Origin of the sequence: Mycobacterium sp., from assembly GCF_044370595.1 — a bacterium.
Lineage (GTDB): Bacteria > Actinomycetota > Actinomycetes > Mycobacteriales > Mycobacteriaceae > Mycobacterium.
This window is the reverse complement of record NZ_JBILVF010000014.1, coordinates 32,761-44,946: the sequence shown is the minus strand read 5'-3', so window position 1 is coordinate 44,946 and position 12,186 is coordinate 32,761. Positions and strand designations below refer to the sequence as shown.

At 69.2% G+C, this 12,186-nt stretch carries 9 protein-coding genes; 6 read left to right on the top strand and 3 right to left on the bottom strand.

Annotated features, from left to right (window positions below; translation table 11 throughout):
* The coding region (gene galE / locus ADBZ5N_RS03810) for a UDP-glucose 4-epimerase GalE (RefSeq protein ID WP_526256155.1) at positions 1-753 on the top strand (753 nt) is incomplete at its 5' end.
* A 10-nt stretch (positions 754-763) separates the two neighbouring features.
* Here galE and ADBZ5N_RS03805 read toward each other — a convergent pair.
* The gene (locus ADBZ5N_RS03805) at positions 764-1,234 is read right to left on the bottom strand and encodes a gamma-glutamylcyclotransferase family protein (RefSeq protein ID WP_526256154.1); all 471 of its coding nucleotides are present in this window, start codon (positions 1,232-1,234) and stop codon (positions 764-766) included.
* 66 nt (positions 1,235-1,300) lie between these two features.
* On the opposite strand from ADBZ5N_RS03805, the gene ADBZ5N_RS03800 reads away from it, so the two are divergent.
* Genes ADBZ5N_RS03800 through ADBZ5N_RS03780 form a run of 5 tightly spaced genes read left to right on the top strand, consistent with a single transcriptional unit; the run spans position 1,301 to position 6,872 of the window.
* Entirely contained in the window at positions 1,301-2,731 is a 1,431-nt protein-coding gene (locus tag ADBZ5N_RS03800) for an NAD(P)H-quinone dehydrogenase (RefSeq protein ID WP_526256153.1), read from the top strand.
* Between the two features lie 38 nt (positions 2,732-2,769).
* Positions 2,770-4,515, top strand: coding sequence for a glycerol-3-phosphate dehydrogenase/oxidase (locus ADBZ5N_RS03795; protein WP_526256152.1), 1,746 nt, complete (start codon positions 2,770-2,772; stop codon positions 4,513-4,515).
* Between the two features lie 32 nt (positions 4,516-4,547).
* Positions 4,548-5,387 carry a pseudouridine synthase gene (locus ADBZ5N_RS03790; protein WP_526256151.1) on the top strand — a complete coding sequence of 280 codons (840 nt, stop codon included), beginning with the start codon at positions 4,548-4,550 and terminating at the stop codon, positions 5,385-5,387.
* Between the two features lie 58 nt (positions 5,388-5,445).
* Positions 5,446-6,324, top strand: a complete 879-nt coding sequence (locus ADBZ5N_RS03785; protein ID WP_526256150.1) for an alpha/beta fold hydrolase — start codon at positions 5,446-5,448, stop codon at positions 6,322-6,324.
* Entirely contained in the window at positions 6,324-6,872 is a 549-nt protein-coding gene (locus tag ADBZ5N_RS03780) for a DUF1269 domain-containing protein (protein ID WP_526256149.1), read from the top strand. The genes ADBZ5N_RS03785 and ADBZ5N_RS03780 overlap by 1 nt, the downstream gene beginning before the upstream one ends.
* Here ADBZ5N_RS03780 and nei2 read toward each other — a convergent pair.
* Both nei2 and ADBZ5N_RS03770 read right to left on the bottom strand, forming a co-directional pair.
* On the bottom strand, positions 6,841-7,611 hold the full coding sequence (gene nei2, locus ADBZ5N_RS03775; RefSeq protein WP_526256148.1) for an endonuclease VIII Nei2: 771 nt from the start codon (positions 7,609-7,611) through the stop codon (positions 6,841-6,843). The genes ADBZ5N_RS03780 and nei2 overlap by 32 nt on opposite strands.
* Before the next feature lie 5 nt (positions 7,612-7,616).
* Positions 7,617-12,137, bottom strand: a complete 4,521-nt coding sequence (locus ADBZ5N_RS03770; protein ID WP_526256147.1) for an ATP-dependent helicase — start codon at positions 12,135-12,137, stop codon at positions 7,617-7,619.
* Between the last annotated feature and the right edge of the window lie 49 nt (positions 12,138-12,186).

The following is a 12,186-nucleotide window of genomic DNA, read 5'->3' as shown; positions in this document are numbered from 1 at the left end:
GGTGTCCTGCACTTCGCGGCCAAATCCCTGGTCGGTGAGTCGGTCGAGGTCCCGGAGAAGTATTGGTACGGCAACGTGGTGGCGACCCTGGATCTGCTGGAGGTGATGCGCACCGCGCGCACGCCGCGCCTGGTCTTCTCCTCCACGGCGGCCACCTACGGCGAACCGGAGTCGGTTCCTATCACCGAGGACGCCCCGACCCGGCCGACCAACCCCTACGGGGCGACCAAACTGGCGATCGACCACGCGATCACGTCCTATGCCGCGGCGCACGGCCTGGCCGCGACCAGTCTGCGCTACTTCAACGTGGCCGGGGCCTACGGCGGTCTGGGGGAACGGCACGCATGCGAAACGCACCTGATTCCCCTTGTGCTGCAGGTGGCCGCCGGGTGGCGCGCGGAAATCCTGATCTTCGGCAGCGACTGGCCCACTCCGGACGGCACCTGCATCCGGGACTACATCCACATCCGCGATCTTGCCGACGCCCACCTGCTGGCCCTGCAGCATTGCCGGCCCGGCGAGCACCGGATCTACAACCTGGGCAACGGCACCGGGTTCAGCGTCCGGGCGGTGGTCGACTCCTGCCGACGGGTGACCGGCTTGGACATTCCGTCCCGGGATGTGCAGCGGCGGGCCGGGGACCCGGCGGTGCTGATCGCCTCGAGCGAGCGCGCGATGACTGAGTTGGGGTGGCGGCCCCGGCACACCGGCATCGACGAGATCGTCTCCGACGCTTGGGAATTCTCCCGCTAGTGGCACACAGTCAGCCCGGGCCCACATTGCGGGCCGGGCGGGTGCGGATGTCGTGCACGTACTCCGGCGGCGCACCCGCCACTTCGGCCGCATCCGCCATCACCCCGAGATAGCGGGCCGACGGCAGGCCGCCCTCCCAGGCGTCCACCACGTACAGCCACGCCAGCACCGGATCAGTCGAGGTGTCGGAGGATTCCCGGGCGATCCGGCACCGGATCTTCTTGTGCAGACCCAGTTCCGAGCCCTCCCACCGGTCCATGTTGTCCTCATCGGCGGGGGTGACGTCGTAGAGGACGACGAACACGCTGGAGGCGACATCCTCGACCAAGGTGGCCAGTGCGCCCTCCCAGCCGATGTCCTCACCGGCGAAGGTCAGCCGCCAACCGTGCAGCCAGCCGGTCCCGGCCATCGGGGAGTGCGGTGCCCGCTCCAGCATCTGCTCGGGATCCATATTGGATCCGTAGGCGGCGTAGATGGGCACGACAGCAGCCTAAGCGCTCCCCGGAGGGCAGGAGCGAAGCGACCCGGGAAAGGTACCGTCTTGGTTGTGACCCCCCCTGCCCCCACGCGGATCGTCATCATCGGGGGCGGGCCGGCCGGGTACGAGGCGGCGCTGGTCGCCGCCGCCCGGGACAGCACGGTCACGGTGGTCGACTCCGACGGGATCGGCGGGGCCTGTGTGCTCTACGACTGTGTGCCCTCGAAAACCTTCATCGCCTCGACCGGGGTGCGCACCGAACTGCGCCGCGCCTCCGGTCTGGGATTCGACATCGGTATCGAGGACGCCAAGATCTCGCTCCCCCAGATCAACAACCGGGTCAAAACCCTGGCCAGGTCCCAGTCCGCGGATATCGGCGCCCAACTCCTGAGAGAGAAGGTCTCGGTGGTGTCCGGGCGCGGGGAACTGATCGACGACGTGGCGGGCATGGCCCATCATCGGGTCCGTGTCACCACCCCGGACGGCAAGACCGGGGTGCTCAAGGCCGATGTGGTGCTCATCGCGACCGGCGCCACTCCCCGGGTGCTGCCGGGCGCGGTTCCCGACGGCGAGCGGATCTTGACCTGGCGGCAGCTCTACGACCTGACCGGTCTGCCGGAGCACCTGGTGATCGTCGGATCCGGGGTGACGGGCGCGGAGTTCTGCAACGCCTACACCGAACTCGGTGTGCCGGTCACCGTGGTGGCCAGCCGCGATCAGATCCTGCCCCATGAGGACAGCGAGGCCGCGGCGGTGCTCGAGGAGGTCTTCGCCGAGCGCGGGGTGACGCTGGTGAAGAACGCCCGCGCCGACTCAGTGGTGCGCACCCACAACGAATTCGGGGCCGGCGTGCGGGTGAGCATGGCCGACGGCCGCACCGTCGACGGCAGCCATGCGCTGATGACGGTCGGCTCGGTGCCCAACACCACCGGTCTGGGTTTGGACCGGGTCGGCATCGAACTGGATCCCGGCGGATACATCCCGGTCGACCGGGTGTCGCGCACATCCGCCGCCGGGATCTATGCCGCCGGCGACTGCACCGGACTGCTGCCCCTGGCCTCGGTGGCGGCCATGCAGGGACGCATCGCGATGTACCACGCGTTGGGTGAGGGGGTGGCGCCGATCCGGCTGCGTACCGTGGCCTCGGCGACGTTCACCCGGCCGGAGATCGCCGCCGTCGGGGTGCCGCAGACCGCCATCGACAGCGGGGCCGTCCCGGCTCGCACCCTGATGCTGCCGCTGACCACCAACGCCCGGGCGAAGATGTCGCTGCTGCGCCGGGGTTTCATCAAGATCTTCTGCCGGCCGGCCACCGGCGTGGTGATCGGCGGGGTGGTGGTGGCCCCGATCGCCTCGGAGCTGATCCTGCCGATCGCGCTGGCCGTGCAGAACCGCATCTCGGTGACTGACCTTGCCCAGACGCTGTCGGTATACCCGTCCCTGTCAGGTTCGATCGTCGAAGCTGCCAGAAGGCTGATGGCGCACGACGATCTGGACTAACCTGACCATTCTCGTCAGTAACTTCACCTGGGAGCGACATGAACGACCCGATCCTCCGGCCGGGTAGTGGCCAGACTTTCCTCGGCCCCGCGCAGCGCGAAGAAGCCTGGCAGCGGCTGGGCAGTGAACAGTTCGACGTCGTCGTCATCGGCGGCGGGGTGGTCGGCGCCGGTGCCGCACTCGACGCGGCCACCCGCGGACTGAGCGTCGCCCTGGTCGAAGCCCGCGACTTCGCCTCGGGCACCTCCAGTCGCAGTTCCAAGATGTTCCACGGTGGCCTGCGCTACCTCGAGCAGTTGGAGTTCGGCCTGGTTCGCGAGGCGCTGCATGAGCGCGAACTGTCGCTGAGCACGCTGGCGCCCCATCTGGTCAAGCCGCTGCCGTTCCTGTTCCCGCTGACCCACCGGGTCTGGGAGCGGCCCTACATCGCGGCTGGAATCTTCCTCTACGACCAACTCGGCGGCGCGAAATCGGTTCCTGCGCAGAAGCATCTGACCCGATCGGCCGCGCTGCGGCTGGCCCCCGGGCTCAAGCGCAACTCTCTGGTCGGCGGGATCCGCTACTACGACACGGTGGTCGACGACGCCCGGCACACCATGATGGTGGCCCGCACCGCGGCCCACTACGGGGCGGTGGTGCGCAACTCCACACAGGTGACCGCCCTGCTGTCCGAGGGCGACCGCGTCGTCGGGGTGACGGTGCGCGACTCGGAGAACGGCCAGATCACCGACGTTCGTGGTCACGTCGTCATCAACGCCACCGGGGTGTGGACTGATGAGATCCAGGCGTTGTCCAAACAGCGCGGCCGGTTCCGGGTGCGGGCGTCCAAAGGCGTACACATCGTGGTCCCCCGCGACCGCATCGTCAGCGAGGTGGCGATCATCCTGCGCACCGAGAAGTCGGTGCTGTTCATCATCCCGTGGGGGACGCACTGGATCATCGGCACCACCGACACCGACTGGAACCTCGACCTGGCCCACCCGGCGGCCACCAAGGCCGACATCGACTACATCCTCGACCACGTCAACACCGTGCTGGTGACACCGTTGACCCACAACGACATCGACGGGGTCTACGCCGGACTGCGGCCCCTGCTGGCCGGTGAGAGCGAGGAGACCTCCAAGCTGTCTCGCGAGCATGCGGTCGCCTCGCCGACCCCCGGTCTGGTGGCGATCGCCGGCGGCAAGTACACCACCTATCGGGTGATGGGTGCCGACGCCGTCGAGGCCGCCGCGGAGTTCGTACCGTCCCGGGTCGCGCCCTCGATCACCGAGAAGGTGCCTCTTTTGGGCGCGGACGGCTATTACGCCCTGATCAACCAGACCGACAGCGTCGGTGAGCAGTACGGTCTGCATCCCTATCGGGTGCACCACCTGCTGGACCGGTACGGATCGCTCATCGGTGAGGTCCTCGGCCTTGCCGACGGTAGGCCCGATCTGCTCGAGCCCATCAGCACCGCCCCGATCTATCTGCGGGTGGAGGCGGCGTACGCCGCGGCCGCCGAAGGTGCGCTGCATCTCGAGGACATCCTCACCCGGCGGATGCGGGTCTCCATCGAATACCCGCACCGCGGAGTGGACTGTGCCCGCGAGGTGGCCGAGATCGTCGCTCCGATCCTGGGCTGGAGCCAGAGCGACATCGACACCGAGGTGGACACTTACATCGCCCGGGTGGAGGCCGAGGTTCGCTCCCAGACTCAGCCCGACGACGAGTCTGCGGACGCGTTGCGGGTCGCCGCGCCGGAGGCGCGGGCGGAGATTCTCGAGCCCGTCCCGCTGGATTGAGAGCCCGCCGGGGCCGTCCACCGCCGTTGCCGGTGCGCGACGGGCTTGGCCCGTCGCGACTGCGGGTGCAGGGCGGCAACGTCGCCGATGAGTTCGGCCGTCGCTTCGGCGCCCCTGGCCGGGCGAAAGTGCTCGCCGGGGAGGTGGTGGGTGCCCGCGGCGAGGCCGTCGACGACTCGACCGTGCTAGCGGCCGGTGCCGTGGTGTACCTCTACCGGGATCTTCCCGATGAAGTCGAGGTGCCCTTCGACATCCCGATTCTCCACCGTGACGAGAACATCGTGGTGGTGGACAAGCCGCACTTCCTGGCCACCACGCCGCGTGGCGGCCATGTCGCCCAGACCGCACTGGTGCGACTGCGGCGCGATCTTGATCTACCGCACCTGTGCCCCGCGCATCGGCTGGACCGGCTGACCGCCGGGGTGCTGCTGTTCACCGCCCGGCCGGAGGTGCGCGGCGCCTACCAGAGTCTGTTCACCCGCGGCGAGGTGACCAAGACCTACTCGGCGCGTTCATCGGTGAAACCGGGTTTGTCTGCACCGCAGGTCATTTCGAATCGAATCGTCAAGCGGTGCGGGGTCCTGCAGGCGACGGTGGAGCCCGGGCAGCCTAACGCCGAGACTCTGATCGAGCCGCTGGGCGCCGGCCTGTACCGGCTGATGCCGCGGACCGGGCGCACCCATCAGTTACGGGTGCACATGGCGGGGTTGGGCCTGCCGATCGACAACGACACGCTGTACCCACACGTGATCGCCGTGGAACCGTCGGACTTCTCCCGGCCGCTGCAGCTGATCGCAGGCACCCTGGAATTCACCGATCCGATCAGCGGCGCGCAGCTGCGGTTCGAGTCCGGTTGCGCCCTTCAGCCTTGACATCCGCCGTCACACCCGGCCGGGCGGCCGTGACCGCCGTGTGGAACCTTTATCTGCCATGACCATGATCGAGACCCGCCGCCTGACCGTCGAGGGCATCACCACCTCCGCGCTGGTCGGCGGCGCGGGTAGGCCCGGTGAGGCGGTGGTGTTCGTCCATGGCAACCCCGACTGCGGTTCGGACTGGATGCCCTTGATGACGCGGGTCGCCCCGATGGCCACCGTGATCGCTCCCGACCTGCCGGGCTTCGGCGCGGCCGGTGAGCGACCCAACCGCGACTACACCGTCGGCTCCTACGCCCGGTTCCTCGACGGGGTGATCCGCCAACTCGGAATCGACCGGGTGCACCTGGTGGCGCACGACTTCGGCGGGCCGTTCGCCGCGGCGTGGGCCGCTGACCACCCCGCCAACGTGGCCAGCGTGACCTTCATCAACACCGGCGTGCTGCTGGAGTACCGGTGGCACCGGATGGCGCGACTGTGGCGAACCCCCGTGCTGGGGGAGTTGGTGATGCGCAGGACCAACCGTGCAGTGGCGCGCGCGATGCTGGCTCGGGACAACCCCGGGCTGCCCGCGCAGTGGGTGGACACCATCGTTTCTCACCTGATGCCGACCAAGACCCGCCGCGCTGTCCTGCGGCTGTACCGCTCCACCCGCAGTCAGGACATGGACAACCTTGCCGCCCGATTGCGCGAACATGACCACGACGCCCTGGTGCTGTTCGGCGCCGCCGACGCCTACATCCCCGTCGAGCAGGCGCACCGCCAGGTTCGGGCGTTTCCGCGCGCCGACATCCGGGTGCTGCCGGGTTTGGGGCACTGGTGCTGGTTGGAGTCCACCGATGAGGTGGCCGCCCCCTTGATCGGATTCCTACGCGGCATAGGCTTGGGTGATTCGGGGGGTAAAACCGATCAACACAGAAGGGCGGGGACCTGATGAGCGGGGGCGAAATGGACGACGATCACCAATTGGTAGTCATCGCGGGGTATCGGGATCTGGAATCTGCGCACGAAGACTTCGATGAAGTGGAACGCAGGATGAAGCACGGTCTGGAAATGCGTTCCGCTGCGCTGGTGGGCAGGACCGCTGACGGCGCTCCGGAGGTGTTGGAGGCCACCAACCGGCACGGTCGGGTGGCCGTCGGTGTCGGGGCCGGGTTGGGGGTGATCTTCGGTTTGTTTGCTCCGCCACTGGCACTGTCGGTGCTGGTAGGCGCTGCCGCCGGCGGTCTGGTGGCGGCCTTCACCGAACACGAACTCAGGGCGAAACTCGAACATGAGGTCGGTGACGCACTGGAAGCCGGTACCGGCGTCATCCTCGCGGTGGTCTATCCGCACGGCCGCGAGCCGATGGAGATGACGCTGAAGAAAGCCAGCGGATTCCGTGAACTGCGCCTGGACAAGTCCACCGTCAATCAGATCGAAGACGCCATCACCGAGTTGATGACGACGATCAAGACTGACACCACGGACACCAGTAGCTGACCCGTTCGGAGTCGGACTGACCGGCTCGGGCGATGGGCGTTGCGCATCGGCGGCACTGTTGCCCGCCACGGCCGTACACCCATAGCTGCTGACCCGGCCGGGTGTTGCCGGTCGTGGTTCGGGCCTGCCGTAACCTATTGGCCCACAACATTTCTCGCGCCCGCCCAACTAGGCGCAGTGGATCGGGCACTGTACTGACCGGGCTGGTCGGCAGCCGGCCGGTCAGGAAGCACAACTCATTGCAGTAGACGTTGCCCACACCGGCCATCACCCGCTGGTCCAGCAGGGCGGCGGCGATCGGCCGATCCGGGTCGGCGATCAGGTTGGCGGCCGCCCGCGGTGCGTCCCAGTCCGGGCCGAGCAGGTCCGGGCCGAGGTGTTCGACGGCGTCCATGTCGTGCTCGCGGTCCAGCACCTCCAGGACACCCAGATCAACACCGGCTGCCGTGATGTCGGCCGCCTTCAACAGGATTCGGACTTTGTGGGCCGGTGCGCGGGCCGGCGCACCCCGCAGTGCGATCCGCCAGCTTCCGTCCATCTTCAGGTGGGAGTGAATGCTGCCGGGTCCCACCCTGATGAACAGGTGCTTGCCGCGGCTGATCACCTCGTCGACGAGGTGGCCGCTGAAGTCGACGGTCGCATATCGCGGAACCCGGATGTCGCATCCGGTCAGCGTCCGGCCGACGAGCGCCTCGCGCAGTGCCGCGGCGGTACGGAAGACGGTGTCGCCCTCGGGCATAGGCCTCAGCGCATCCGCATCCCGCGCGGGGTGCGCGCGAATCCGGCTGCCAGCAGCGCCGCGGCGGTGTCGGTCTGGGCGGCTTCCAGCACCGCCACCCCGTCGATCCTCTCGACCAGGATGCCCCCGACCCGGCCGCTGCCCACCAGATCCGCCAACGCCCCGGCGGCGGCCTGCTGGGCTTCGGCGTCATCCGCGAAATTCAGCAGCGAGCGCCCGCCGCGCTCCAAAAACCACACCAGTTCGCCGTCGACGAGCACCACCAGCGCACCGGCCTTGCGGCCCGGCCGGTGGCCGTCGCCGGGAGGCCAGGGCAGGGCGGCTCCGTACGGGTTGGCCGGATCGGCGGCGGCCAGCGCCACGGCCTGATAGTCCGGCCGCTGCCGATCGACGGAGTCGGCGTAGCCGCGCAGTCGGTCGACGGTGGAGGCGGTGGCGAACTGCGCCCCGCCCAGGGATTCGATGAAGTAGCCGCGCTGGCAGCGCCCGGCGTCCTCGAGGGCGGTCAGCACCTTGTAGAGCATCGCGAACCCCCCGGGAATGGCATCGCCCGCGCAGTTCTTGGTCAACACGCCGTAGCGGTTCATCAACAGTTCGGCGGTGAAGTGCGCCCGCAGGGTGGAATCGGGTTCCCGGGCCGGCAGGGCCGACCACCGGCCGGCCACCGTCGGATCGGTCGGGAGAGCCTGCGCGTGGGCCACCGAATACCGGCTGAGCCGGGGCGCGCGGCGGTGCCGATGTGCCGCCGTAGCCGGCCGGCGGGTACCGGGCCGCCGGCCCCCGGTCAGCAGCGCGCGCACCGGAGCGAAGGTGTCCCCGCTCACCCAGCCCGCCCAGATCAGCTCCCACAGAGCGGCCTTCACAGCGTCGTCGGGGAGGTCGGCAGGTGTTCGCCCGCCCGCGAACTGCCGGAAGAAGAAGGCGCCGCGGGCCTCACCCGGGTCGCCGAGCAGGTCGAGGACGGCGCGGTGGGCCGCCCCGAGTTCGATGGTGGCCGGTTCGGGCAGGGTCAGCGGCGTGGTGTCGGCGGTGTGGAACGCCACCCACCCATCGCTGCCCGAGATCGCCCCGGCGCCGGACCACACCACCTCGCCGGAGGCCAGCAGTTCATCGAGCATCGCCGGCTGATAGTCGCGGACTCGCGGGGCGAAGATCAGCGGCTCGACCGCAGAAGCCGGCACCGGCGCACCGGCCAGTTGCTCGATCACCGCGGCCAGGGCGTCCACGCCGGCACCGCCGGTGCCGATCTGCTGCCAGGCCGGCAGGAATCGGCCGTAGGCCGCCGGGGTCACCGGCTCCACCTGGGCGCGCAACGCGGCGAGCGATCGGCGGCGCAGAATCCGCAGCACCTGCGTGTCGCACCACTGCCCACTGGTGTCGTTCGGGTCGAGCCTGAACTCGCCGCGAACCAGCTTGCCCTCCAACGCCATCCGGCTCAGCGCATCACCGGCCACCCGGACGCCCAGGCCGAACCGGGCCGCCGCGGCCGCGGTGCTGAACGGTCCACGGGTTCGGGCGTAGCGGCCCAGCAGGTCGGCGAGCGGATCGGGCACCGAATCGGTGAACTCGGCCGGCACCCCGACCGGCACGGGGACACCGAGTGCGTCGCGCAACCGGCCGATGTCCTCCACCGCGACCCACCAGGTGTGGTTGGCGTAGGAAACGGTCAGCGCGCGTTTGGCGGCTCGTAAACCGTCCAGCCAGGGGGCCGCGTCGGATGCTGTTGAGCGTTCGGCGATTTCGTCTTCGGTCATCGGACCGAGTAGTCGCAGCAGATCGGCCACCGCTTCGGCGTCGCGGGCCCGCCGATCCTCGGCGAGGTGCTGCAACTGCTGTTCGGTGGCGGCCATGACACCCTCGTCGAGCAGTTCGTGCATCTCCACTCGGCCGAGCAACTCGGCCAATAACGCGGTGTCCAGGGACAGTGCTGCCGCACGCCGCTCAGCCAGTGGGCTGTCACCCTCGTACATGAACGCGCCGACGTAGCCGAACAGCAGCGACGCGGCGAAGGGTGACGGGGTGGGCGTCTCAACCTCCAACAGGCGCACCCGGCGCTGGGCGATCCGGGCCATGAGATCGGTCAGGGTCGGCACGTCGTAGACGTCTTGGAGGCATTCCCGCACTGTCTCAAGGATGACCGGGAAGTCGGGATATTTGCGTGCCACGTCGAGCAACTGGGCGGCCCGCTGCCGCTGATGCCACAGCGGGGAGCGCTTGCCCGGGTGACGGCGGGGCAGCAGCAGCGCCCGGGCCGCGCACTCCCGGAACCGGGAGGCGAACAGCGCTGATCCGCCGACCTCGGTGGTGACCAGCGGTTCGATCTCCTCGGGTTCGAAGACGAACAACTCCGCACCTGGGGGGGTGTCGTCGGTGTCGGGTAGCCGGACCACGATCCCGTCGTCGCTGGCGGTCGGCTTCTCGTCGATGCCGTAGCGCTCCAACAGCCGACGGCTCACCGCCAGCGCCAGCGGGCCGTGCACCTTCAGCCCGTAGGGCGAATGCAGGACCACCCGCCAGTCACCGAGTTCGTCGCGGAACCGCTCCACCACCCACGTGGTGTCGCTGGGAACGGCCTTGGTGGCGGTGCGCTGATCGTCGAGCAGCCGCCACAGGTTGTCGGTCGCATAGCCGTCCAAACCGTTGTCGGCGCAGCGCTTCTCGAACGCGGGACGGTCTAGGCCGGCCAATTCGCCGGTGAGCCGGCCGATCGCCGCGCCGAGTTCGGCGGGCCGGCCGGCGTCGTCGCCGCGCCAGAACGGTAACCGGGCCGGCTGGCCCGGGGCCGGGATGACCAGCACCCGGTCGTGGGTGATCTCGGTGATCCGCCAACTGGTCGCGCCCAGTGAGATGACGTCGCCGGGCCGTGACTCGTAGACCATTTCCTCATCGAGTTCCCCCACCCGGGAGGGCTTGTCGGCCTCACTGGCCAGGTAGACGGTGAACAGGCCGCGGTCGGGGATGGCGCCGCCGGAGGTGACCGCCAGTCGCTGCGCGCCGGGCCGGGCAGTCAGGACGCCGGTGTCGCGGTCATAGACCAGCCGCGGCCGCAGTTCGGCGAATTCGGTGGACGGGTACTTCCCGGACAGCAGGTCCAGCGTCGCCTCGAACGCACTGCGCGGCAGCGCGGCGAACGGCGCGCTGCGCCGAACGGTGTCGAACCACTCGTCGGCACCCAGCGGTTCCAGGGCGCAGGCGGCCACCGTGTGCTGAGCGAGTACGTCCAGCGGATTGGCCGGTACCTTCATCGTCTCGATCTCGCCGGCGAGCATCCGTTGCACACTGACCGCGCAGCCGATCAGGTCGGTGCGGTGTTTGGGCAGCAGCACCCCGCGGGAGATCTCGCCGACCTGGTGGCCGGCTCGGCCCACCCGCTGCAGTCCGCTGGCCACCGACGGCGGGGACTCCACCTGGATCACCAGGTCCACCGACCCCATGTCGATGCCCAGTTCCAGGCTGGAGGTGGCGACGACGGCCTTCAGTCGACCGCTTTTCAGGTCATCCTCGACGGCGGCGCGCTGCTCCTTGGACACCGAGCCGTGGTGGGCGCGGGCCAGCAGTGGCTCGGCACCCTGGATCTGGTTCGACGCCATGATGTGTGCCGGCGGGGTGGGCAGTTCGATGCCTGAGCGTGCGGCGTGAATCTCGTTGATCCGCGCGGTGAGTCGCTCGGCGAGCCGCCGGGAGTTGGCGAACACGATGGTCGAGTTGTGCGTCTCGATCAGGTCGACGATCCGGGCCTCCACATCGGGCCAGATGGTGTTGTTCTCCAGGTTGGCCATGTCCGGAACCGGAACCTGCACGGCCAGATCGAAGGTCTTGGCCGCCGGCGGGCTGACGATCCGGGCTCCGGCGGGCAGGAGCGAAGCGACCCGGGGATTGGCAATGCGGCCGCCGGTCAGGAACCGCGCCACCTCCTCGGCCGGCCGAACCGTGGCCGATAACCCGATCCGCTGGGCCGGTCGGGCAAGTAGCGTGTCAAGCCGCTCCAGCGAAAGAGCCAGGTGCGCACCGCGTTTGGTGCCCGCGACTGCGTGCACCTCGTCGACGATCACCGTCTGAACCCCGGCCAGCGTCTCGCGGGCTGCTGAGGTCAGCATCAAGAACAGCGACTCCGGTGTGGTGATCAGGATGTCCGGCGGTCTGGCGATGAGTTCACGGCGCCGCGCCGGCGGGGTGTCCCCGGAGCGCACGCCGACGCTGATCGCCGGGGCGGGCAGGCCGTCCTGGTCGGCGATCCGGGAGATCCCGGCCAGCGGTGTGCGCAAATTGCGTTCCACGTCGATGGCCAGCGCCTTGAGCGGGGAGATGTAAAGCACCCGGGTGCCGTCACGGGACTGGTCATGAGCAAGCCGGTCGATGGCCCACAGGAACGCGGCCAGGGTCTTGCCCGAACCGGTCGGGGCGATCACCAGGGTGTGCTCCCCATCGGCGATGGCCTCCCAGGCCTGCGCCTGCGCCGGCGTCGGCGCGGGGAAGGTGCCCGCGAACCAGCGCCGGGTCAGCGGCGAGAAGCGGTCCAAGCTCACCGCACCAGCCTGCCATCGTCTTGGCGGCCATCACCGCGAGCGTGCATGT